Raw genomic sequence first — 22,507 nt, 5'->3', positions numbered from 1 at the left:
TTATGACTTCATGCGCGGATCAAGTGCATCGCGCAAGCCGTCGCCCATCAAGTTGAACCCGAGAACCGTCAACATAATGGCAATACCCGGGAAAATCATCGTCCAAGGTGCATTGGTCAAATACGACCTTGAATCAGCCAGCATCTTGCCCCATTCCGGCGAAGGCGCCTGCGCCCCCAATCCAAGAAAGCCGAGAGCGGCCGCTTCGATAATAGCTGTTGCGATGGCCAGTGTCCCTTGAACAATAACCGGCGCCATCGAATTTGGCAATATGTGGGAAAATAAAATCCGATTATCTTTCATGCCGATCGCTTTTGCCGACATGATGTATTCATCTTCTTTAATGCTCAGCACTTTCGAGCGGATAAGCCGTCCGAAATTCGGCACGTTGATGATGGCAATCGCGATCAAGGCATTCCGCAGCGACGGCCCAAGGACCGAGACAACTGCAATTGCCAGCAAAATGCTCGGGAATGCCAACATGATGTCGAAGATGCGCGAAATGATCGTATCCACCCATTTGCCGTAATAGCCGGCCAGGATGCCCAAAATGCTTCCGACGACTACCGACCCGACGACTGCTAGAAAGCCGACCCAAAGGGAAATACGTGCGCCGTAAACAATCCGCGATAAGATATCCCGTCCAAAATCATCCGTCCCCATCCAATGATCGGCGGAAGGAGGCATAAGGCGCTGAGATAAATTCTGTTCATTGATGCCTTGCGGTGTTAGCAGCGGGCCGAAAATCGCCAGCAGGATGAAAAAGATGACAATCCCCATTCCGACAACGGCCACTTTGCTTTTCCGGAATCCCCGCCACGCTTCTTTCCACGGGCCGGCGACCTGCTGCAATTCCGCATCATTCTTGCCTGCAACTGTATTAGCCATTACGCTCTTCCTCCTTCCTTAATCATATTTAATCCTTGGATCAACGAGGCCGTAGATCAAGTCGACGAATAGATTGATCATGACAAAAATGAATGCCACGATCAAAATGCCGGATTGGATAACCGGATAATCCCGGAAGCCGATCGCTTCGTAAATATAACGCCCGATGCCCGGCCAGCCGAAAATCGTTTCCGTCAAAATCGCACCGCCTAAAAGCAAGCCCATTTGAAGCCCGATGATTGTCAGAACCGGAATGATGGCGTTCTTCAACGCATGCTTGTAGACTACCCAGAACATCTTCAGCCCTTTGGCGCGTGCTGTCCGGACGTAATCGGAACGCATCACTTCGAGCATGCTTGAACGCGTCATCCGGGCAATGATGGCCATCGGAATGGTTGCGAGCGCTGTGCCCGGCAGCACCAAATGCTTGAGTACTGTCGCCAGTTGATCAAATTGGCCCGTCAGGATCGTATCAATAATATAGAAGTTCGTAATAGAATCGACCGGATCACGGACATTTTCACGGCCGGTAGTCGGCAAGATGCCAAGCTCGATTGAAAAGATCCACTGGTTCATCAAACCCAGCCAGAAAATCGGCATGGATACGCCGATCAATGCAATGATCATCGCCAGGTAATCAAACCACGAATTTTGGAACCAAGCCGAGATGATCCCTGCATTGATGCCGATGACGACCGCAATGATCATCGCAAATACGGATAATTCAATTGTTGCGGCCAAATACGGCCAGACTTCGTCCATGACCGGCGTCCGCGTACGGAGCGACTGCCCCAGATCTCCCGTCACCAGCCCCTTCAAATAATCGAAGTACTGGATATACCAAGGATTATCCAATCCTAATGTGGTTCTTAGCGCTTTGATTGCCTCTTCGGATGCTTGCTGGCCCAAAATTACTTGTGCCGGATCGCCCGGAATTGCCCGGATGATCAGAAAGACGATGAACGTCATGCCCAGCAATACTGGAATCAATTGAAACAAGCGCCGCCCTATATAGTGAAGCATCTTCTTCACCTCTCCATCTCTTGCATTATGTATTCTTAAGGAAAAAAAGAGGAGAAATCAGTATGACCTCTCCTCCTGAAATGCCTACTCTAAATCTACAGACGCCAATTTATCTGATCCGGTTGGATGCGCTTTAAAGTCGATTACGTTCTTGCCGCCAGCCAATAGAGGCGTGGAGTGGGCAAGAGGGACCCAAGGTGCATCTGCATGGATAAGTTCTTGTGCCTGTTTGTAAAGGTCGTTGCGTGTATTTTCGTCCACTTCTGTTTGCGCTTTGATCAATAGGTCATGCAGTTCCTGGTTTTCATAGTATGTGTAGTTGTTTGAACCGATATTGTCCTGGTCAAGCAATACATACAGGAAGTTATCCGCATCGCCGTTATCGCCTGTCCATCCAAGCAAGAAAGCATCCGCTTCCCCGTTAGCAGCTTTTTCAAGGTAAGTTGCCCACTCGAATGAAACAATCTTCGCTGTTACGCCGACATCCGCCAAGTTCTTCTGAATTGCTTCAGCTACTTTTTGGCCATCCGGCATATAAGGGCGTGGAACCGGCATTGCGTAAAGTTCCATTTCGAAGCCGTCTGGAAGTCCTGCTTCAGCCAATAGCTGCTTCGCTTTCTCCGGATCGTATTCGTATCCTTCAATGTCATCGTTATAGCCGCTGATTACAGGCGGCATCGGGTTTTTCGCCACTTCTCCGCGTCCTTGGAAGAATGCGTCCACAATCGCTTGCTTATCGATTGCATGGTTCATCGCCTGGCGCACTTTTGGATCGTCGAACGGTTCACGCGTCGTAGTTAACCCAAGGTAGCCTACGTTCATAGATGGGCGTTCAAACAATTGAAGGTTTTCATCGCCTTCCACCGTTTCCGCATCTGAAGGCGTAATGCCGTCAGCCAAATCGATTTCGCCTGACAATAATGCATTCAAACGAGCAGAGTTGTCCGGAATTGAACGGAAGATAACCTGGTCAAGCTTCGGTTCGCCTTCAACATAGTAATCCGGATTTTTTTCGATTGTGATCGAGTCATTGCGTTTCCATTCTACGAACTTGAATGGACCTGTTCCAACTGGCGCATCGCCGAACTTGTCGCCGGCAGATTCAAATGCAGTCGGAGAAGCAATTCCGAATGAGCTCATCGCCAAGTTTTTCAAGAAAGGCGCCTGAGGGCGTTTCAGCTTGAATTCAACTTCGTAATCGCCAGTAGCTGTCACTGACTCGATTACGTGGCCTTCTTCATCGCCGAAACCGCCGAACATTGAACCGTAGTACGGGAACTGGTCAGCGTCTCCGCCTGCCCAGCGTTCAAAGTTCGCTACGACAGCTTCAGCATTGAAATCTGTGCCGTCATGGAATTTCACGCCTTCTTCCAGCGTGAAAGTGTAAGTCAAACCATCTTCAGCAGCTGTCCATTCAGAAGCCAAGCCAGGATGGATTTCTGTATCTTGTTCACCGAAATTCACCAATGTATCAAAGATGTTCTTTGTGACTTTGTATGATTCACCGTCGGTTACTGCGATTGGATCCAATGATACCGAGTCGCCTCCGCGCCCAAAGATCAATACTTTAGGATCTCCTGATTCCCCCGACTCCCCGTTGTCTCCTCCGTCGCCTTCCGAAGCATTATCGGAACTGCAGCCGAACAAAGCTGTAGATACCAATAAAAGCATCAAAAACGCCAGCGATAAGAACTTTTTCTTTCTCAAAATGACCCCTCCATTTGTGTTATTTATTATCATTGCGGCCTGCTTTCTTCGTAAAGATGGCAAGCTACATAATGACCTTTCTCAACTTCTGCGAATTTCGGCACCACTGCCTCGCAGATATCCATCTTGAATGGGCAGCGTGTATGGAACCGGCAGCCGCTCGGCGGATTTGCCGGGCTTGGCACATCCCCTTTGATGATGATTTCCTCGCGGATAAAATCGGGATCCGGCACAGGGACAGCGCCAAGCAGCGCTTGCGTATACGGATGCAGAGGCTTTTCATAAAGCGATTCGCTGTCAGCCAGTTCCGCCATATTGCCTAAGTACATAACGCCCACCCGGTCGCTGATGTGTCGGACCACGCCTAAATCATGGGCGATGAAGATATAAGTAAGTTTCAGTTCTTTCTGCAAGTCCTGCATCAAGTTCAAAACTTGTGCTTGGATTGATACGTCAAGAGCCGAAACGGGCTCATCTGCAATGATCAATTTCGGATTCGTCATCAAAGCCCGGGCGATCCCGATGCGCTGGCGCTGCCCGCCGCTGAATTGGTGAGGGTAGCGTTTCGCATGGTAGCTGCTGAGACCGACGATTTCCAGGAATTCATGGACTTTCCGTTTGCGTTCTTTCGGATCGCCGATATTGTGGACATTGAGCGGCTCCATCAAGATCTTCTCGATCGTATGGCGCGGATTCAACGAAGCATAGGGATCCTGGAACACCATCTGGATATCCCGGCGCATTTTCCGCATATCTGCGTTCGAAATGCTGGTCAATTCTTTGCCATCAAAAAACACTTTTCCTTCTGTCGGTTCAAGCAGGCGCATCAGCATCCGGCCCGTCGTCGATTTGCCGCATCCTGATTCACCGACGATGCCCAGCGTTTCGCCTTCGTTCACGGTGAAGGAAATATCATCCACTGCTTTGACGTGGTTTTTCACTTGCCCGAAAATGCCGGACTTGATGGGGAAGTATTTTTTCAGCCCCTCCACCCGTAAAAGCGGCTCTTGTTTAGTCAACGCCGGTTCTTCAATTTTTGACAACGGTTCGTTCATGGTGTTCTACCTCCTTTGGATCGTATAGGAAGCAGCGGGTCTGATGATCCTCCGCCGTCTGATAAAGCGGCGGGCTCTCAGCAATGCAGCGGTCCCACGCAAATTCACAGCGGGCAGCAAATTTGCAGCCTGTCTTGATTGTTCCCGGTTTTGGAACATTGCCCGGGATCGAGTACAACCGCTCTTTTTTAAATCGCATGTCCGGGACCGATTCCAAAAGTCCGCGCGTGTATGGATGCTGCGGATCTTTGAAGATGGTATGGACCGGCCCTTCTTCGACAACTTTTCCGGCATACATGACAATGACGCGTTCGCATGTTTCAGCAACGACGCCAAGGTCATGGGTAATCAAAAGCACGGCCGTATTCAGGCGTTCGTTAAGATTCTTGATCAATTTCAGGATCTGCGCCTGGATGGTGACATCCAAGGCCGTTGTCGGCTCATCTGCAATCAGCACTTTCGGATCGCATAGCAAGGCCATGGCGATCATGACGCGCTGGCGCATCCCGCCGGACAATTGGTGAGGGTATTCCTTCATCAAGTCTTCCGCCCGCGGCAATCCGACCAGCTTCATCATTTCCACAGCACGGTCCTGAATCTGCTTTTTCGACCAATCCCGCTTGTGGATTTTGACCGCTTCGCGCAGCTGGTCGCCGATGGTGAACAGCGGATTCAAGGACGTCATCGGTTCCTGGAAGATCATCGCAATGTCATTTCCGCGGACATCCCGCATCTGTTTCTCCTGCAACTTGGTTAAATCTTTATTCTGAAATAAAATTTCGCCTTCAGTAATTTTTCCTGGCGGGCTCGGTACAAGCCCCATAATCGATAGGGATGTTACGCTCTTGCCGCATCCCGATTCTCCGACGATTCCCAGTACTTCCCCTTCGCGGATGTAAAAATCAATGCCGTCGACTGCCGGAATCTCCCCATCATCTGTAAAAAAAGAAGTTCGCAATCCATTTACTTCCAGCACCTTTTTTCTCTCTTCCAAGTTGCCACCCCTTTTGCAATCATTCGAATTCAGATAATTCTATGTGTTTATATTATACGTAACATTAGTATTATTGCAATAGTTTTTCGAATATTACAGCCTTTTTCTGGAATTTAAAAAAAGCCTCCCAGGTGATGGGAGGCCTTGCTGTCTTTAAGTGAATTGTTGGACTTGGAACAAATTGAAATACACACCTTGGCGCTTCATCAATTCATCGTGCGTCCCTTTTTCCGCTAATTTCCCATGGTCAATGACCAAGATCTGGTCGGCATGGGTGATGGTCGACAGCCGGTGGGCGACTATGAGCGTCGTCCGGTCATGCGCGAGCCGTTCCAGGGAATCCTGGATCAGCGCTTCGCTTTCGAGGTCCAGTGCAGAAGTCGCTTCATCCAAAATAAGGATTGGCGGATTTTTCAGGAATACACGGGCAATGGCGATGCGCTGCTTTTGACCGCCGGAAAGTTTGACTCCCCGCTCCCCTACTTTCGTGTCGTAGCCTTCAGGAAGCAGCTCAATGAATTCATGGGCATTTGCCGCTTTTGCAGCCGCCACCACTTCTTCATCAGTTGCGTGCGGCTTGCCCATAAGGATATTCGATTTGACCGAATCGCTGAACAAGATGGAATCCTGCAGGACGAGGCCGATCTGGTCGCGCAGCGTATGGATGGTGACATCTTTCAGATTATGGTCATCCATATAGATGCCGCCGCCCGTCACATCGTAAAAGCGCGGGATCAACGAAACGATCGTCGACTTTCCGCCGCCGCTCATTCCGACAAACGCGACGGTCTCGCCCGGTTTGACGGTGAAATTCAAATCCGACAAAACTTCGGTGCCGCCGTTATTGTACTGGAATGAGACATTCCGGAACTCCAGTTTGCCGTCGACCACTTTCAGATCTTTGGCGCCTTCTCGGTCAGTGACTTCGTATTCTTCATCGACCAGTTCAAATACCCGGTCCATCGAAGCATATGCCTGCGTCAATGTGGTAGACGAGTTCACCAGGCGGCGAAGCGGATTGTAAAGCCGCTCGATATAGGCGATGAACGCCACCATGGTCCCAAGCGTCAGATTGCCCTGGATCACCTGATAGCCGGCATAGCCGATGACCAATAAAGGTGCTACATCGGTAATGGTATTGACGGCGGCAAAAGCTTTGGCATTCCATTTTGTATGGGCGATCGCTGAATCGAGGAAGCCGTCGTTCGTCTGGTCGAAAATTTTCTGCTCATGCTTCTCAAGCGCGAAACTTTTGATGATGCTCATCCCTTGCACCCGCTCATGCAGATAGCTCTGGACGTTCGCAAGCGCCTGTGAGCGCTCTTTCGTCAAGTCGCGCAGGCGGCCGAAAAAGTATTTGACGCTGAACGCGTAGAATGGAAACGCCAGGAGCGCCACGATGGTCAATGGCACATCCATCGTCAACATGATGCCTATGGCGATTAAAATGGTTGCCAGATCGAGCCAAAGATTCATCAAGCCGATCATGACAAAGTTCTTCGTCTGCTCGACATCGTTGATGACGCGGGAGATGACTTCGCCTGCCCGTGTGTTCGCATAATAGCGGAGGCTCAGCCGCTGCATGTGCCCGTAAAGGTGCTGCCGGATATCATAGAGGATTTTATTGCTGACATATTGGGCGTAATACTGGCGGAAGTATTCGATCGGCGGCCGGAAAATGAAAAACAGGATTGCCGTCCCGCCGAGCCAAAGATAAAGCTGGTCCAATTTCTCGCCGTCTGACAGTCCATCGGCCCCGATAATATCATCGATTACGATTTTGATAAGCAACGGGATAAATAGCGGGATTGCAAACTTGAAAATGCCGATGATGATCGTCAACACAATCTGCCATGTATAAGGTTTAACAAATTGCATATAGCGTTTTGTGCTGCTCAAAGCTTTCACTCCATTCTCTTCGTTCAAAACGAAAAACCTGTTGGCAAGCAACAGGTTTTTCGCTTATTCAGTCAGCCGGTACTGCCTGTAGAATTCGTACCGGCTCGTCCAAACTTCGATGAAGTCCGGGGCAAAGGGGCCGCGCCGCTGTTTGATCCAGCCGATCAATTTCTCCACGTTCCGGTGGAGGATCTGGTCGATCACTTCGGGGTAGCCCATCTGCCGTTTATGGTCCTCATATTCGTCTTCGTCCAGCAAGGTGTACGACATGTCCGGAAAGACTTTAACATCTAAATCATAATCGATATACTTCAGCGAGCCATTGTTATATACAAACGGAGAACTGACGTTGCAATAATAATACACCCCATCATCGCGCAGCATGCAAATTATATTAAACCAATGTTCTGCATGGAAATAGCAGATGGACGGCTCTCGCGTGAGCCACGTCCTGCCATCCGATTCTGTAACCATGGTCCGCTCATTTGCACCGATTACTATGTTATTCGTCCCTTTCAAAACTGTTGTTTCCTGCCAGACACGGTGGATTCGGCCGTTGTGTTTGTAGCTGTGGATTTGGATTGTTTCGCCTTCCACGGGAATCGCCATGTCTATCCCACCTTTTCGCCTAAACCGTATAAATTTTTTAATGTCCCCACAATTATATCAATCAATTCTGAAAACATACAGTGAAAAGGCAATAAGGCTTTGGTCATACCAGTTCTACATGACGACGGAGCGGCCGCCATCAACAATAATCGTCTGTCCGCGGATCATATCCGCATCATCTGAAATCAAGAACAAAGCCGCTTTCACCATGTCGTCGATCTCCACCATGCGGCCTGCAGGCGTATTGACGCGTGCATCATTCAGCAACTCTTCGCGGTTCGGGAAATGGGTCAAAGCTTCTGTATCGATCGCTCCGCCTGAAACAGTATTCACGGCTATGCCTTTTGGAGCGAGCTCTACTGCCAGATAGCGCGTAATCGATTCGACTGCTGCCTTGGAAACGCCAATAGTGGTGTAATTCTCCAAGTAGCGGATGGATCCGAGGGAGCTGATGCCGATGATCTTGCCGCCTTTATCCATCAGCTTCGCCGCTTCCTGAGCTCCGAAGAGCATCGCTTTCGCATTGATATTCATGGTCCAGTCCCAATGCGATTCTTCAAGTTCCATAATCGGGCGCAGTACACCTGATGCTGCGTTCGACACAAATACATCCAGGCGCCCGAATTCTTCCTTGATTGTTTCGAACATGCCGCGCAATTTTTCTACGTCGCCGACATTTGCGCGGACGAGAAGCGCACGCTGCCCTCTTGCTTCGATTTCTTTTACCGTATCGAGCGCCGCCGTTTTGCTGCGCGCGTAATTGACTACGATATCATATCCTTGTTCTGCCAAGGCGATTGCCAAAGCTTTGCCCAGCCCTCTGCTGCTGCCTGTCACCAATGCCACTTTTTGTTCTGCCATTGTCATACATCTCCTCTTTGCTGCAATGCAGTTTTCATTTTTTGCACCGGACCGGATATCGGCAGGCTTTCCAGCTCTTCAGCCGTCACCCACTTCATCCCTTCCGGCACCTTTAAGTCCTCGCCTTGGGCGATAAAGCCATCCACGTTCCATGTTAAATGAGAAAACACATGTTTGAAAGAAATAATTTTTTCCGCTCCGCTGACAGAACCGCTGAAGTTTTCAGAAAGCTGCTCTTCGATCTCAGCTGCCAGTGCTTCGCCTGCCAGCTCCACCATCGGGAATTGCCACATATTGGCGAGCAGACCGGTCGGCGGCCGTTTCTCCATCAGCACTTTATCACCCTTCTGGATAGCCAGCATCGCATACTGAAGAGCCTTGGTCTTTTTGGCTTTGGTCTTTATCGGCAATTCGTGCTGTTTCCCTTCATGGAAAGCTGCACAGTGGTCGCGGACCGGACAAAGGAGGCATTTCGGCGAAGTCGGCGTGCAGATCAACGCTCCCAGTTCCATCAGTCCCTGGTTGAAAGACGACGGATCTTCATGGCTGATGATCTCCGTCACTGCTTCTTCAAAGACCTTCCTGGTTTTCGGCTTGGCGATATCCTCTTCGATCAACAGGATCCGGGACAACACGCGCATGACATTGCCGTCGACGGCGTGTTCCGGAATGCCGTAGGCAATGCTGAGGATCGCTCCCGCTGTATACGGGCCGACCCCTTTCAGCAATGAAATCTCTTTGCGGCTTGAAGGGACGACGCCATTAAATTTTTCAGCCACTTCTTTGACGCCCGCCTGCAGGTTGCGGACCCGTGAATAATAGCCAAGGCCTTCCCACTGCTTCAGCAAAATTTCTTCATCCGCTTCCGCCAAGTCGTTCACTGTAGGGAATTTCTCTACAAATCGTTTATAATAAGGTATAACCGTATCCACACGCGTCTGCTGCAGCATAATCTCTGAAACCCATATCTGATATGGGTCTGCAGTCCTCCGCCAGGGCAAATCGCGTTTCTCGGCAGCAAACCAGCTGATTAAATCGTTTTGAAATTGCATTTTGTCGAATTCTATTGTCACTGCCTCCACTCTTCTAGATTATTCCGCTGAATTCCCGGGTATAGATTTTACACAGGGAATATTATTATTCTATCAAAACCTGATTCTTTTACCAAAACCAGCCGCCCTTGAAAGGAGATGATGCAATGGATACAGGCACACATATCGTCATGGGAATCGCATTAGGCGGCCTCGCCGCTGCTGACCCGGTTGTCGCCAGCCATCCTGCGACCATGACCGCCGTATTTGCCGGTACGATAATCGGATCCCAAATTCCGGATATCGATACCGTTTTAAAATTGAGAAGCAATGCGATCTATATACGCCATCACCGCGGCGCCACCCACTCGATTCCAGCTGTCTTGTTCTGGCCATTGCTGATCACCGCTGTACTCGGGCTGATCATGCCGTCCGCGAACATCCTTCATCTGTGGCTCTGGACGTTCCTGGCTGTATTCCTGCATGTCTTTGTCGACATCTTCAATTCATACGGCACCCAGGCGCTCAGGCCGATTTCAAACCGATGGATCGCACTCGGGGTCATCAATACATTTGATCCGATCATCTTCGGCCTCCATTTGGTAGCATTGATGTTTTGGGCGTTCGGCACCGATCCGGTCTGGACGATGTCGATTCTGTATATCGTCGTATTCTTTTATTACGTTTTGCGCTTTATTGTCCAAGGGGCAGTCAAGCATGCGGTCCGCAATACGATTCCGGGCACCACCCATATCATCGTCGCTCCGACGATGCGGTTTTTCCAATGGCGCATTGCAGCGGACACGGACACGCATCATTATGTAGGAAGAGCCTACGGGCGTTCGATCAATATTTACGACAAATTCCAAAAAATGGAACTCCCTCAATCGAACGAATTGTTCCAGACTGCGTTAAAAGATAAGAACCTTTCCGCTTTCGTCTCTTTCTCCCCTCTGTACCGATGGGAAATCAATGAATACGGGGAAATTTACGAAGTGCGGCTCATCGACCTGCGCTACCGCAGCAATGATTATTATCCATTTGTCGCGGTTGCTCATCTGAACCACAAACTCGAAGTGGTCAACTCGTATACCGGCTGGATATTCAGCGAAGACAAGCTGAGGAAGAAACTTGATTTCAGCCATAACTAATAGAAGCTGTGTTGGATCCTCCACTTCAGGCGGACGCTTTCCGCGGGCTCGCGCCGAACTAACTAAGAACCTGTGCTCCTGCGCAAGCTCGTCGCAAATACTTGCCCTCGCAAGCTTCGGTCAAGCATTGACTGGCGTCCGAGTGGATTTCGGCACTTCGCTATCCCGCTGGTAAAACCGGTGCTCCTGCATCGCTGCGCTGCTTCGTCGCAAACAAGTTGACCGAATTACCTTCGGCCAACTTGCTCGCCGCCTTCCGTTGCGGATCCTGAATCTAGCAGCTTGTACCCGGTAGGTCAAAGCAGAATCAATATCCTAACCGTCTCTTTTAAATACAGGTGATGCTCCCGACCGTGCTGGCCACGAGACTCCTGTGGGAGCAGCTCGAGCTGAAGACCCTGGACTGAGCGAAGCGAAGGAAGCGGCTGAAGCCGAGCCCACGGAAAGCGAAGTGGCCAGCACGGTCGGACTTATACATCTCTATCCATCATAATTAAACTTTATCTACAGTAAAAAACGCACACGCGAACGTGTGCGTTTTTTTAATTTTCCCGGTCCTTCAAGAGGTGGGCATATTTAGGGTTGGACCCGGCAAATTCATGGATCTTATCCCCGTAGCTAGAAATCCACTGGCGGATCACTTTTTCGACAACAGCAGTGCCTTGGTAGTCATAGCCCGCTTTCGCGTAAGAAGCTTCAAAATCGGATACCAATAATTCGATCCATGTGCGAGCTTTTTCATCGGATAGGTTCGGGTTCTTCTCCCGCAGTTCTATAGTCAGTTCTTCAATGGTTTCGTTCATCCGGTTACTTCCCTTCTTTTAGAGGCCGCAGCATGGAAATCGGCAATGCTTCAGCATATTTTTCTCCGCCCAGCCGGTAGCCCCAGGCAAAACGGCCTTTCAGGTAATCGATCTGGAAATAGACATTCGGGTCTCCTTCAATCCGGTAAACCTCGCCTTTTTTGAAATCGGCCGGGTCAAGCAGATAAGCTGCAGCCATCACGGCTTTGCGCTCGAGCACCGCAAATTCGTTGACGATGCCAAGCTGTTCCGCTTTCCGGGCTTTTTCTTTCAAGCGGCCGATTTCCGTCCGCAATTCATGTTCATCCATTTCACTGTAACGCTTTTCTTCAGTCATCTTCCTGCTCCTTCTTTTCCAGGTATCCATTGATTACTTCACTTGGAAACCCTTTTTGGTACAGCCCTTGCTTCACTTTCGACTTCAGGTCGTAGCCGGTCAGTTTGCTGCTGTACTTTCGCCATAACTTATCTCCTTGAGCCGCAACAATGTCGTCCCATTCGTCTTCCTCTTTCTCAAGCTCCAGGCCATCGATCGCTTGTTGGATCAATGAGTAGGAATATCCTTTGCGCATGAGCGATTCATTGATTTTCTGCTTGATCTGGCTCGGGGTTTTCATTTTCTCTTTGGCCGCGATTTTTTCGGCAAGGCCTCTGGCTACTTCCAATTGCTCTTCTTCTGAATAGGAATCCAAAACGTCTTTTTGCATGCGTTTATCAATCCCTTTCTTTTGCATGTCTTGCTGGATGGCCCGAGGGCCTTTTTTGCTGGACTTGATCTGCGTCTGCATCAACGCTTCCGAGAATGCACGGTCATCCAGGAAATTCAGTTTGTATAATTTTTTGACAGCCTCGTCAATGACAGCTTCGCCAAACTCTTTTTCTTTCAGTTTCGTCCGCACTTCACTTTCGCTGCGCATACGGAAACTCAGGTATGAAAGGGCTTTGTTGAATGCTTTTCGGACTTCATCTTCAAAATTCATCTCTTCGATGGTCCATTGGTCGAGCTCTTTGCCTTTGGTGAGCTGATACCTGATGAGGATCGATTCGTCCACACTGAAAGCGAACTTTTTTTCGAGGTAGATGTTATACCTCTCCGGATTGTTCTTGCCCTGTGTGATTTTAGTGATAATCGGCATCTGGCGCCCCCCTCTTCTTCCCTTATTATACCCGTTGAAGTGCTTAAATGCATGGATTGAGGGTAATATTAAGAGAAATGGAGGCGATGGAGATGAAGATAGCAATCACCGGCGGGACAGGTTTTGTCGGCAAGGAATTGACGCGGCTGTTCCATACGGCAGGCCACGTGGTCTATATTTTGACGAGGTCACAGAAGCGCTCGACACCGAACACCAAATACGTCCAGTGGCTGAAAGAAGGCACGGCGCCTGAAAAGCAATTGGAAGGCATCGATGCGATCATCAATTTGGCTGGCACTTCGATCAACGACGGCCGTTGGAGCGAAGAACAGAAACGGCAGATCTACAATAGCCGGATGGAAGCAACAGAAGAAGTGCTCCGGATCATCGGCAAGCTCATCAAAAAGCCGCGCGTGCTCATCAACGCCAGCGCCATCGGTGTCTATGCTCCTTCTGATACCGTGACCTACACCGAAGCTTCAGCAGATTTCGGCACGGATTTCCTTGCCCGTACGGTCTTGGACTGGGAAAAGCTGGCCGACCATGCCAAAGTCCACGGCGTACGCGTCGCTTCTGCACGGTTCGGCATCATCCTCGGTAAAGAAGAGGGCGCCCTTCCGCTTATGTCACTGCCTTATAAATTATTCGTCGGCGGCCCTGTCGGCTCCGGGAAGCAATGGGTCTCTTGGGTCCATGTGAAAGACGTGGCACGGGCAATCCAGTTTGCAATGGATACCCCTGCACTCGAAGGCCCCTTCAACGTCACAGCCCCGGAACCGAAACAGATGAAGGATTTCGGCAAGGAAATCGGCAAAGCGCTTAACCGGCCGCATTGGATTCCGGTTCCGTCCATTGCAATGAAAGCAGTCCTTGGCGAAAAAAGCCAGCTGGTCCTGACCGGCCAACGGGTGCTTCCGAAAGTGCTCGAACAGCACGGATTCCAGTTCAGCTTCCCGAGTTTGCAATCGGCACTGGCTGATATTTATAAATAGGACTATAATGGGGGGATGATTACACGAAGGACGTGAAGAAGATGAACGACAAACCCATTATGGAAGAAGGCATGAAAATTCCATTGACGATCAAACGGCTCGGCATCAACGGCGAAGGCATCGGCTATTTCAAGCGCAATGTCGTTTTTGTGGCAGGCGCATTGCCCGGCGAGGAAATTACCGCGCAAGTGACCAGCATCAAACGGAATTTTGCCGAAGCCCGCATCTTCAAGATGCTCAAAGCGTCCCCGCACCGCCAGACTCCCCCCTGCCCTATTTATGACGCTTGCGGCGGCTGCCAGCTCCAGCATCTGGAATACAGCCAGCAATTGGTGGAGAAGCGCGATTTGGTCATGCAGGCATTGGACCGGTATTTGAAAGGGACCAAAGTGCGTGTCGAAAAGACGATCGGCATGGACGATCCTTGGCATTACCGCAATAAAAGCCAGTTCCAGACCCGCCTGAAAGGGACCAAAGTGATCGCCGGCCTTTTTGCGGAAGGTTCCCACCAATTGCTCGATATCGAGCAGTGCATCGTCCAGCACCCGGATACCACTGTGATCACCAATGCCGTCAAACGGATTCTCGAAGAACTGAAGATGCCCATCTATGACGGCAAGACGATGAAAGGCATCGTTCGGACCATTGTTGTGCGCACCGGCGTGCAGACCGGTGAAATCCAATTGGTGCTGGTTACGACGCGTGCAAAAATCCCGAACAAGGAATTGCTGCTGGAGAAATTGAAAGCGATCGACATAAACCTTGTTTCAATCGTTCAAAACATCAACAAAGAAAAGACTTCGTTGATATTCGGAGATGAGACGGTCACTTTATACGGCAAAGACACGATCCACGAGAAGCTCGGAGAATTGGCGTTCGATTTGTCGGCACGCGCATTCTTCCAGCTGAACCCCGGCCAAACCGTGAAACTATACGATGAGATCAAGCGTGCAGCGAAGCTTACAGGCAAGGAAAGCGTTGTCGATGCCTATTGCGGCGTCGGCACAATCGGCCTTTGGCTGGCGAGCGGCGCGAAAGAGATCCGAGGGATGGACGTCATCCATGAAAGTGTCGTCGATGCGAAAGCGAACGCCAAGAAACAAGGCGTGACGGCAAAATATGTAACCGGCACCGCAGAAAAATGGCTCGAAGTCTGGAGCAATGAAGGCTTTGTCCCGGATGTACTGACTGTCGACCCTCCCCGCACAGGGCTGGCCGATTCATTGTTGAAAACCATCATAAAAGTAAAACCGAAGCGTTTTGTCTACACCTCCTGCAATCCTTCAACATTGGCAAAGGACCTGCAGCAGCTGACGAAAGTTTACAACGTCAAATACATCCAGCCAGTTGATATGTTTCCGCAGACCGCACAAGTCGAGGCTGTCTGCCTCCTGGAACTGAAATAACCAACATTTCCCGACGGATTTGAATAACGGCTCGCCAGATGAATATCGTATGCCGAATGATTGTTCAACGGGATGTTTATGCACCCTTAAACGGGAGGTATAGGTGCAATGAAAAAAGACAGCCTCTCTTTGTGGCTATACATTCTGTTTTTATTGGCAGCATTCGGCTTGCCGTTCTTCAGTTTTGACGGATATTCCAATGCGAGGAACACAACCAGCCATTTGGGTGCACAAGGCTCCCCGCACTCCTGGTTCATGAATGCCGTTTTTGTTTTTCTTGGAGCAAGAGCAATCTGGATCACCTTTCGAAGCGGAATCCTTCCCACCAAATTATAGGCGGGGTTTTCGGAATCAGCCTCATCTTGACCGGCCTTTTCCAACATGCACCGTTAGCCGGAAATGTGCCGGCCGATCAATTTGAAGATCGGATCCATTCCGTTTCCGCCAGCATGACCGGTTTCAGTTTCACGTTGCTTGCTGCCGGACACGGATTTATGAGCCTCGGACCGCAGAGGGCTGGGAGATTTGCCTTATCGATGGTCGCTGTCTCAATCTCCCTTTCTATGGCAGCCTTCCCCTCCGTCATGGGGCTCTTGCAAAGGATCATGTTTATAAGTGCTTTTGGTTGGCTTTTTTTCTATATGAAGCCACTAACGGCAAATGGACAGGAAAAGGTTTTATAAGAAATAAAAAAGGACACGGATGCCGATGGGTATCCGTGTCCTTTTTTGTCGAAATATCTTATATAGATATCTTAGAGAAATAAACAAACTTCTTATACCGCTTCGGCCGCTTTGGGCATGGCTTACGCCATGAGCCGAGAAGGACACTCGTCTCATAGCTCCGCCCAGCCCATGGACGCGCCGGCGCTAAGAAATTTTATAAATATGAAGCAAACTATAGTTTGCCAATTAAAAGAAAAGCACTTTATATCTTTCATAACAAGTTAAGCAGCTGTCTAAAAAGCCCAAAACGAATGGCCAGAGGAGAAAAGCATTGCTTTTCTCCTCTGGACCTTTCTTTGTTCTATAATGGCTGATGGGAATGGAGGCGGCGAGGGCAAACATTGTGCTCCTGTCCCTGCATCGCTGCGCTAGCTTCGGGACATGAAAAACCGTTGCAGTGCTTCGCACTTCGTCGCAAAGCCAATGACCAAACTACCTTCGCTCATTGGCTTTCCAGCGGGCCAGCGAAGTGCCGAAATCCACTCGGACGCCAGTCAATGCTTGACCGAAGCTCGCGAGGGCAAGCATTTGCGACGAGCTTACCCAGGAGCACAAGTTCTTTGTTAGTTCGGCGCGAGCCCGGGGAAAGCGTTCGCCGCAATGGACAGCAGCCCTATTTGGACAGCCCCTTTTCATTTGGCATCAGCCACTTCCACTTTTTCTTTGTCGCCGCGCAAAAGCACCGCCACAAACAGAAGAAGTAGCATCGCAGCAATGAGCAGCAGAAAGCTTAAGCCTCCAGCGTATTCGATAAATAGGCCGCCAAGGAAGGGACCAGACAAGCTGCCGATGCTGAAGGCAATCCCGCATAGCAGGTTGCCGGTCGGCAGCAGGTCCTTCGGCATCAAATCCGCCATAAAGGAAATCCCTAACGAAAACATCGAGCCGACGAACATGCCGGAAAGCGCAAAAAAGCCGACGGTCATCCAGGCACTCGTTTCAAAAAAGCTGGCTGCCCCAAACGTAATGGCACCGCCGAGAAGGCCGATCATCAGCACATTGCGCCGGCCGATTCGGTCGCTCAACGCCCCAAGCGGCAGCTGTGTCGCGATTGCCCCGAGCGAGAAAGCCGCAAGCATGATGGAAACCATTGCAACTTCGATGGACTGCCGAAGTGCATAAACCGGATAGATGGAATTCAGCGAAGCCTCCAGGAACCCGTAGCCGAGAGGCGGCAAAAAAGCCACCCAGGCAATCACAATTGCCGCTTTGAAACGGCTCACTGTTCCTTTTCCAGCCATGGACCCTGCGGTGTTTTCCGGAAAATCGTTTTTCAGGAAAAAGACCAGCGACCAGGCGGCCAGGCACAATAGCCCGGAAATGATGAACGGCAGCGCTTCAAATATTTCAACGAGCGGCACAAACAACGGCCCTGCTCCGAATCCGACACTGAACGACATGCCATAGATGGCGATGTTGCGCCCAAGCTTATGCTGTGGCGAAAAACTGGTAATCCAGGTTTGCGTGGAAAAGTGCAGCGCCTGGTCCCCGATGCCGATCAAGACCCGGAGGATAAACCAGAACAGCACACTTTTCCAAAACGGAAACAGCAGCAAGGAGGCAATGACCAGGCCGCCGCCTGCTAAAATGAGCGGCTTATAGCCGAACTTCCGAAGCTGTGGTTCCATGAATGGTGCGATGACCAATGTGCCGACATACAATCCGGTGGCACTCAAGCCGTTCAATGCGGAAGAGACTCCGTCCTGCTCAAAGATGACTGCAATCAGGGGCAGCAGCATCCCTTGCGAAAAGCCGGAGATGGAGACGATTGCCACCAATATCCAGAAGCGCCCTTGGTCGTTTTTCAAAAATTTTCCCATGATGCCTCCTAATATAAGCACGTTCTTTTGAATTTGATTGGAATTCAGATACAATTTTAACACAAGGAGGAGATAACAGATGAAGTTTTCGATGACAGAAAATGGTTTTTCAGGGGATTTGCCGTATGGCGAACTGAATGTGTCGACAAATGAGGAGTTCGGATTCCGGCCCTACCAATTGCTTGTCGCTTCCATCGCGGTCTGCAGCGGCGGCATCATCCGCAAAATCCTGGAGAAAAAGCGCATGCCGGCAGAGGATATCCAAGTTGAGGTAAAAGAGATTGTCCGGATTGATGAGGAAGCCGGCCGCGTTGCCAAAGTGCATCTTCACTTTATTATCAGAGGCGATGTCGATCCGTCGAAAATGCAGGGCATCCTGGAGTTGACCCATAAAAATTGTTCGATGGTCCGTTCTGTCGAAAATTCCATGGAAGTGGTTGAAACCTACGAACTGGTTTAAGGCGTCAAAAAGGCTCAGTCCGCATCTGTGTATCAGATTCCGGCTGAGCCTCTATGTTTTGCACTCTTCAATTTGAATTTCCATAGCTCGTATTTCTTCGGCTAAAGCTGCCGGTGAAATGTACGAATCCCCTCCTTTGATTCCATTGCGAATGGTTTCGACGATTCACTGCGGCCTCCCTTCGCTTTTATTGATATTAACTTAGCATAGAAAACGATTTGTGTAAATATTCAAAACATTAAAAGAAGAAAAATCAATCTTAATACCTATCATTTATTGAAATCGTTGTTGTTTTCGGATACCATAAAGGAGTAGAAAGAGGTGTTCTGTATGGGAAAATCCATCACGAATAAAGAACAGCAAGTCGATTATATGAAGCAGCGGCTGAATATATTTCTAGAAGTACTGGATGCCATTGAACCGGAAAATACGGATCTTGAAGATATCGATCGCCTGATTGCCATGGTGGATGATTTGGAGAACAAAATGCAGCAGTTCAAGTCCCGCCCGTCCGATGAGAACTAGATGTTGTTCTTACGGCAAAAAACCGTGCAAGCTGAATTTCAGCTTGCACGGTTTTTCTTTCGCGTCACCAGTATATCCCTCCGGCCCTGCATCACCGCGTTCACCTGCCCGCCGATCAAAAGGAGCATGGCAGACAAATAGAGCCACAGCATCAGGACGATGATCCCGCCGATACTTCCATAAGTGGCGGAGAAATTCCCGAAGTTGTTGATGTAAATGGAAAATCCATACGAAATGATGAGCCAGCCGATGGTTGTAAAAATGGCGCCTGTCAAAACGCTTTTCAAATCCAGCCGGATGTTCGGTGCGACCCAATAGATTACCGTACACACAAGGAAGATGATGAGCGACGGAATGATAAAACGGATGGCCCCCCACAATTCCAGAAATCCTTCCTCCTGGCCCAGATAGGTGAAAATGAACAAGCCGATCTGGCGTCCGAAAATCGGTAGCGCCAATGCGACAATCAAGATGAAGATCATCAGGATCGTCAGGACGATGGACATGCCGCGCGAGACTATGAGCGGCCGGTTCTCTTCCACCCCGTAGGAAAAATTCAACGACTTGATCAAAGCATCCATTCCGAGGCTTGCTGACCAGATGGTCGCAATGATCCCGAAAGACAGCAGCCCGGTATTTTGGGTGGTCAAAATTTCATTCAGCGTTTCTTCGATCAAGAGGTAGATCTCACCAGGCATGACTTGGACCAGAAAATCATATACCTGATCTTTCGAGAGGTTCAAGTAAGGCAGCAGTGTGATAAGGAACAAAAGGAGAGGAAAAATAGACAACAGGAAAAAGAACGCTAATTGCGCTCCTAATCCTGTTACATCCATTATCTTAATCCGTTCAGCCAGTTCTTTGCCGAACCCTTTGCGGGTTGTCACATCGTGGCTGACTGCCAAATTGTTTAAACGTTCTTCTGTTTCCTTTTGTTCGATATCCATGATTTTAAGCTCGTTTCTGTTTAAACGTTTTTTGACGATCCAGTTGAAGAGTTGAATCCGCCTGTTGAACCGGATGCCGAGCTTCCTGTAGAACCTGTGTTGCTGCCGGATCCTGATGATCCTGTAGAACTTCCTGATCCTGAACCGGATTGAGAAGATCCTGTAGAACTTCCTGATCCTGAACCGGATTGAGAAGATCCGTTTCCTTCGCCTAATGAAGTGGTCGGCGACGGGTTGTCTTCTTTCAACGCTGCTTTGACGTCTTCTTTCGACTCCACAAGCGCTTCTTTCGTATCAACAAACGCTTCCTTCGTTTCAAGCGCCATCTCTTTTACATGAGGAGTCAAATCTTTCAATTCATTGACTTTCCCCCCTACATAAGCTGCGTCTTCAGAAATACGGGAGTACAGGTTCTGTACTTTCTCTGCCTGTTGTTTCGCAGTAGAAACCAGTTCATCTCTATTTTGCGCATAGTATTTTGCATTGCTCGTCGCTTTCTTCGATTTGTTCATGACGTCGTTTCTTGTATTGCGGTCGAATAACGATACGATCACTCCTACCGCTGCACCTACTAATAATCCTGTTAACAATTTGTTTTGGCTCATCCTAAATTCCTCCCAGTATGTTGTAGTAATTTCACTTATGATGGGTTTTTTCCCTAATCTCCAGATATTTAAACTTTGCAAACTTTTTATTTTCAGAAAAGCCTTGACTCTTCGTTTAATATTTCGGAATATTAACTCTAAAGGTGGTGAGTAATAGGTCTACATTATTCAAACTAAATTACATAAAAGGGGAAAAAGACATGGAACAATTAGAAAAGTTTTTAGGAGAAGTGAGCAGTTTTGTTTGGGGTCCCCCGTTATTGATTTTGCTGGTTGGAACAGGGATCTATTTGACTATCCGCCTCGGGCTGCTGCAAGTGCGCCTGCTGCCTTATGCATTGAAACTGGTCTTCACGAAGAACCAGGATAAGAAATCTGTCGGCGACATCACGCATTTCCAGGCCCTCTCCACAGCATTGGCTGCAACTGTCGGAACTGGTAATATCGTCGGTGTGGCCACAGCAGTCGTGCTCGGTGGACCGGGAGCTGTATTCTGGATGTGGTTTTCTGCATTCTTCGGGATGGCTACGAAATACGGTGAAGCTGTACTGGCTGTTAAATACCGCATCACCGACGCCAATGGCCAAATGGCCGGCGGCCCAATGTATTACCTCGAACATGGGCTGAAGCAAAAGTGGCTCGGTGTGCTATTCGCCATTTTCGGCGCGATTGCCGCATTCGGCATCGGCAACGGCACCCAATCGAACTCAGTCGCTGCCGTTGTGCGTGATACGTTCAGCGTCCCGACTTGGATTACAGGACTTATTTTAACTATCTTTGCAGGTGCTGTCATTTTGGGCGGCATCAAGACCATCGGTAAAGTGACTTCATATTTTGTGCCATTCATGGCATTGTTCTATATTATTGCAGGGATGGCGATCATGGTCATGAACCTTGAGTTGATCGGTCCAGCATTCGCTACTATCTTCAGCGCAGCCTTCACTGGCGAAGCGGCTGTCGGCGGCGCAATCGGTGCTGCAATCCGCTACGGGGTAGCACGGGGCGTCTTCTCCAACGAAGCCGGACTCGGTTCTGCTCCGATCGCGGCTGCCGCTGCGAAAACAGATATGCCTGGACGCCAGGCTTTGGTATCGATGACGCAAGTATTCATCGATACATTGATCATCTGTTCCATCACAGGCGTTACCATCGTCATGTCCGGCCTGTACACGGACGATGCCTATGAAGGTTCTGCATTGACTACTGCAGCTTTCGAACAATTCCTAGGGCCGATCGGGCCGATCATTGTCGCAATCGGATTGATTTTCTTCGCATCGTCCACTATCATCGGTTGGTCGTACTACGGCGAGAAATGCTTCCAGTATCTCTTTAAGAACCCGGCGCTTTTGATTGTCTACCGCATTGCGTTCATCGCTATGGTGTTCGTCGGCGCTACCGTATCACTCGATGTCATCTGGATGTTCTCTGATATCATGAACGGCCTCATGGCGCTTCCTAACTTGATCGGACTGCTCGGTTTGTCCGGCGTCATCGCTTTGGAAACAAAACGGATTGTCGCAAAAATCAAAGAAGAGAAAGCGGCGCAGCAGGCTGGCAATTGACATTTTTTTTGAACAGTGAAATGATGGGTTATACCATATCGAAAGGCAGGTACCCATCATGGACCTATCAAAACAATCGGACGAAAATGTAACATACATGATCGAAGAGATAAAAACGAAATTGCGCATGGTCAATGTCGATGCGATGAAGCCGGAGCATTTCAACGCTTCGCAATACGAAGACTTGAAGGAATTGTACGAGATGGTCGCAAGCCGCGACAATATCACACCGAACGAAATGCAGGCCATCGCAAAAGAACTTGGTTCATTGCGCAAATAACTTTCCCAAACGGCGCGCTCTTCACAGC

At 49.5% G+C, this 22,507-nt stretch carries 23 protein-coding genes; 8 read left to right on the top strand and 15 right to left on the bottom strand.

Annotation, left to right across the window (positions count from 1 at the left end):
- The 9 genes from nikC to mutY form a co-directional block, all read right to left on the bottom strand.
- Window positions 1-888 (bottom strand): nickel transporter permease, encoded by an 888-nt coding sequence (gene nikC, locus ACTL32_RS17375; RefSeq protein ID WP_204893797.1) that lies wholly within the window; start codon window positions 886-888, stop codon window positions 1-3.
- 18 nt (window positions 889-906) lie between these two features.
- On the bottom strand, window positions 907-1,911 hold the full coding sequence (locus ACTL32_RS17370) for an ABC transporter permease (RefSeq protein ID WP_441342652.1): 1,005 nt from the start codon (window positions 1,909-1,911) through the stop codon (window positions 907-909).
- Between the two features lie 84 nt (window positions 1,912-1,995).
- Entirely contained in the window at window positions 1,996-3,618 is a 1,623-nt protein-coding gene (locus ACTL32_RS17365; RefSeq protein WP_204893795.1) for an ABC transporter substrate-binding protein, read from the bottom strand.
- A 29-nt stretch (window positions 3,619-3,647) separates the two neighbouring features.
- Complete coding sequence (locus tag ACTL32_RS17360) at window positions 3,648-4,673, bottom strand: ABC transporter ATP-binding protein (protein WP_441342645.1); 1,026 nt, start codon at window positions 4,671-4,673, stop codon at window positions 3,648-3,650.
- On the bottom strand, window positions 4,648-5,667 hold the full coding sequence (locus ACTL32_RS17355; protein ID WP_441342644.1) for an ABC transporter ATP-binding protein: 1,020 nt from the start codon (window positions 5,665-5,667) through the stop codon (window positions 4,648-4,650). Before ACTL32_RS17355 ends, ACTL32_RS17360 begins: the two co-directional genes overlap by 26 nt.
- A gap of 153 nt (window positions 5,668-5,820) precedes the next feature.
- The gene (locus tag ACTL32_RS17350) at window positions 5,821-7,566 is read right to left on the bottom strand and encodes an ABC transporter ATP-binding protein (RefSeq protein WP_441342643.1); all 1,746 of its coding nucleotides are present in this window, start codon (window positions 7,564-7,566) and stop codon (window positions 5,821-5,823) included.
- Window positions 7,567-7,629: 63 nt separating this feature from the next.
- The gene (gene ntdP / locus ACTL32_RS17345; protein WP_204893792.1) at window positions 7,630-8,175 is read right to left on the bottom strand and encodes a nucleoside tri-diphosphate phosphatase; all 546 of its coding nucleotides are present in this window, start codon (window positions 8,173-8,175) and stop codon (window positions 7,630-7,632) included.
- A gap of 114 nt (window positions 8,176-8,289) precedes the next feature.
- Window positions 8,290-9,036, bottom strand: a complete 747-nt coding sequence (fabL, locus tag ACTL32_RS17340) for an enoyl-[acyl-carrier-protein] reductase FabL (RefSeq protein ID WP_441342642.1) — start codon at window positions 9,034-9,036, stop codon at window positions 8,290-8,292.
- A gap of 2 nt (window positions 9,037-9,038) precedes the next feature.
- A complete protein-coding gene (gene mutY, locus ACTL32_RS17335) occupies window positions 9,039-10,088 on the bottom strand; it encodes an A/G-specific adenine glycosylase (RefSeq protein ID WP_441342651.1) in 1,050 nt (349 codons plus the stop codon).
- 146 nt (window positions 10,089-10,234) lie between these two features.
- Here mutY and ACTL32_RS17330 point away from each other — a divergent pair, with 146 nt between their 5' ends.
- Window positions 10,235-11,218 (top strand): metal-dependent hydrolase, encoded by a 984-nt coding sequence (locus tag ACTL32_RS17330; protein WP_441342641.1) that lies wholly within the window; start codon window positions 10,235-10,237, stop codon window positions 11,216-11,218.
- A 542-nt stretch (window positions 11,219-11,760) separates the two neighbouring features.
- Here the strand turns inward: ACTL32_RS17330 and ACTL32_RS17325 are convergent.
- Genes ACTL32_RS17325 through recX form a run of 3 tightly spaced genes read right to left on the bottom strand, consistent with a single transcriptional unit; the run spans window position 11,761 to window position 13,157 of the window.
- A complete protein-coding gene (locus tag ACTL32_RS17325) occupies window positions 11,761-12,021 on the bottom strand; it encodes a YfhJ family protein (RefSeq protein WP_441342640.1) in 261 nt (86 codons plus the stop codon).
- A gap of 4 nt (window positions 12,022-12,025) precedes the next feature.
- Window positions 12,026-12,358, bottom strand: a complete 333-nt coding sequence (locus tag ACTL32_RS17320; RefSeq protein WP_441342639.1) for a YfhH family protein — start codon at window positions 12,356-12,358, stop codon at window positions 12,026-12,028.
- Window positions 12,351-13,157, bottom strand: coding sequence for a recombination regulator RecX (gene recX, locus ACTL32_RS17315; RefSeq protein WP_441342638.1), 807 nt, complete (start codon window positions 13,155-13,157; stop codon window positions 12,351-12,353). Before recX ends, ACTL32_RS17320 begins: the two co-directional genes overlap by 8 nt.
- 92 nt (window positions 13,158-13,249) lie before the next feature.
- On the opposite strand from recX, the gene ACTL32_RS17310 reads away from it, so the two are divergent.
- The 3 genes from ACTL32_RS17310 (at window position 13,250) to ACTL32_RS17300 (ending at window position 15,891) form a co-directional block, all read left to right on the top strand.
- Window positions 13,250-14,149, top strand: coding sequence for a TIGR01777 family oxidoreductase (locus ACTL32_RS17310; protein WP_441342637.1), 900 nt, complete (start codon window positions 13,250-13,252; stop codon window positions 14,147-14,149).
- A gap of 41 nt (window positions 14,150-14,190) precedes the next feature.
- Entirely contained in the window at window positions 14,191-15,555 is a 1,365-nt protein-coding gene (gene rlmD, locus ACTL32_RS17305) for a 23S rRNA (uracil(1939)-C(5))-methyltransferase RlmD (RefSeq protein WP_441342636.1), read from the top strand.
- A gap of 108 nt (window positions 15,556-15,663) precedes the next feature.
- Window positions 15,664-15,891, top strand: coding sequence for a hypothetical protein (locus ACTL32_RS17300; protein ID WP_441342635.1), 228 nt, complete (start codon window positions 15,664-15,666; stop codon window positions 15,889-15,891).
- A 1,021-nt stretch (window positions 15,892-16,912) separates the two neighbouring features.
- Here the strand turns inward: ACTL32_RS17300 and ACTL32_RS17295 are convergent.
- The gene (locus ACTL32_RS17295) at window positions 16,913-18,100 is read right to left on the bottom strand and encodes an MFS transporter (protein ID WP_441342634.1); all 1,188 of its coding nucleotides are present in this window, start codon (window positions 18,098-18,100) and stop codon (window positions 16,913-16,915) included.
- Between the two features lie 79 nt (window positions 18,101-18,179).
- Here ACTL32_RS17295 and ACTL32_RS17290 point away from each other — a divergent pair, with 79 nt between their 5' ends.
- Window positions 18,180-18,560 (top strand): OsmC family protein, encoded by a 381-nt coding sequence (locus tag ACTL32_RS17290; protein ID WP_441342633.1) that lies wholly within the window; start codon window positions 18,180-18,182, stop codon window positions 18,558-18,560.
- A gap of 330 nt (window positions 18,561-18,890) precedes the next feature.
- Window positions 18,891-19,085 carry an SE1561 family protein gene (locus tag ACTL32_RS17285; RefSeq protein ID WP_441342632.1) on the top strand — a complete coding sequence of 65 codons (195 nt, stop codon included), beginning with the start codon at window positions 18,891-18,893 and terminating at the stop codon, window positions 19,083-19,085.
- Between the two features lie 38 nt (window positions 19,086-19,123).
- On the opposite strand, the gene ACTL32_RS17280 is transcribed toward ACTL32_RS17285, so the two are convergent.
- On the bottom strand, window positions 19,124-20,032 hold the full coding sequence (locus ACTL32_RS17280) for a YihY/virulence factor BrkB family protein (RefSeq protein ID WP_441342631.1): 909 nt from the start codon (window positions 20,030-20,032) through the stop codon (window positions 19,124-19,126).
- 20 nt (window positions 20,033-20,052) lie between these two features.
- Window positions 20,053-20,637, bottom strand: coding sequence for a YtxH domain-containing protein (locus tag ACTL32_RS17275; protein ID WP_441342630.1), 585 nt, complete (start codon window positions 20,635-20,637; stop codon window positions 20,053-20,055).
- 200 nt (window positions 20,638-20,837) lie between these two features.
- On the opposite strand from ACTL32_RS17275, the gene ACTL32_RS17270 reads away from it, so the two are divergent.
- Both ACTL32_RS17270 and ACTL32_RS17265 read left to right on the top strand, forming a co-directional pair.
- A complete protein-coding gene (locus ACTL32_RS17270; protein ID WP_441342629.1) occupies window positions 20,838-22,199 on the top strand; it encodes an alanine/glycine:cation symporter family protein in 1,362 nt (453 codons plus the stop codon).
- A 58-nt stretch (window positions 22,200-22,257) separates the two neighbouring features.
- Window positions 22,258-22,479, top strand: a complete 222-nt coding sequence (locus ACTL32_RS17265; RefSeq protein ID WP_441342628.1) for a DUF1128 domain-containing protein — start codon at window positions 22,258-22,260, stop codon at window positions 22,477-22,479.
- Window positions 22,480-22,507 lie beyond the last annotated feature (28 nt).

The sequence above is a fragment of the Planococcus sp. FY231025 genome (genome assembly GCF_052078085.1).
Lineage (GTDB): Bacteria > Bacillota > Bacilli > Bacillales_A > Planococcaceae > Planococcus.
Note: the sequence above shows the minus strand (reverse complement) of the source record. Positions and strands in the feature narration are given on the sequence as shown.

Coding starts and splice junctions, on each gene's coding strand:
- nikC (WP_204893797.1), bottom strand. CDS start 888: ATGGCTAATACAGTTGCAGGCAAGAATGATGCGGAATTGCAGCAGGTC.
- ACTL32_RS17370 (WP_441342652.1), bottom strand. CDS start 1,911: ATGCTTCACTATATAGGGCGGCGCTTGTTTCAATTGATTCCAGTATTG.
- ACTL32_RS17360 (WP_441342645.1), bottom strand. CDS start 4,673: ATGAACGAACCGTTGTCAAAAATTGAAGAACCGGCGTTGACTAAACAA.
- ntdP (WP_204893792.1), bottom strand. CDS start 8,175: ATGGCGATTCCCGTGGAAGGCGAAACAATCCAAATCCACAGCTACAAA.
- fabL (WP_441342642.1), bottom strand. CDS start 9,036: ATGGCAGAACAAAAAGTGGCATTGGTGACAGGCAGCAGCAGAGGGCTG.
- mutY (WP_441342651.1), bottom strand. CDS start 10,088: ATGCAATTTCAAAACGATTTAATCAGCTGGTTTGCTGCCGAGAAACGC.
- ACTL32_RS17330 (WP_441342641.1), top strand. CDS start 10,235: ATGGATACAGGCACACATATCGTCATGGGAATCGCATTAGGCGGCCTC.
- ACTL32_RS17325 (WP_441342640.1), bottom strand. CDS start 12,021: ATGAACGAAACCATTGAAGAACTGACTATAGAACTGCGGGAGAAGAAC.
- ACTL32_RS17320 (WP_441342639.1), bottom strand. CDS start 12,358: ATGACTGAAGAAAAGCGTTACAGTGAAATGGATGAACATGAATTGCGG.
- recX (WP_441342638.1), bottom strand. CDS start 13,157: ATGCCGATTATCACTAAAATCACACAGGGCAAGAACAATCCGGAGAGG.
- ACTL32_RS17310 (WP_441342637.1), top strand. CDS start 13,250: ATGAAGATAGCAATCACCGGCGGGACAGGTTTTGTCGGCAAGGAATTG.
- rlmD (WP_441342636.1), top strand. CDS start 14,191: ATGAACGACAAACCCATTATGGAAGAAGGCATGAAAATTCCATTGACG.
- ACTL32_RS17300 (WP_441342635.1), top strand. CDS start 15,664: ATGAAAAAAGACAGCCTCTCTTTGTGGCTATACATTCTGTTTTTATTG.
- ACTL32_RS17295 (WP_441342634.1), bottom strand. CDS start 18,100: ATGGGAAAATTTTTGAAAAACGACCAAGGGCGCTTCTGGATATTGGTG.
- ACTL32_RS17290 (WP_441342633.1), top strand. CDS start 18,180: ATGAAGTTTTCGATGACAGAAAATGGTTTTTCAGGGGATTTGCCGTAT.
- ACTL32_RS17285 (WP_441342632.1), top strand. CDS start 18,891: ATGGGAAAATCCATCACGAATAAAGAACAGCAAGTCGATTATATGAAG.
- ACTL32_RS17280 (WP_441342631.1), bottom strand. CDS start 20,032: ATGGATATCGAACAAAAGGAAACAGAAGAACGTTTAAACAATTTGGCA.
- ACTL32_RS17275 (WP_441342630.1), bottom strand. CDS start 20,637: ATGAGCCAAAACAAATTGTTAACAGGATTATTAGTAGGTGCAGCGGTA.
- ACTL32_RS17270 (WP_441342629.1), top strand. CDS start 20,838: ATGGAACAATTAGAAAAGTTTTTAGGAGAAGTGAGCAGTTTTGTTTGG.
- ACTL32_RS17265 (WP_441342628.1), top strand. CDS start 22,258: ATGGACCTATCAAAACAATCGGACGAAAATGTAACATACATGATCGAA.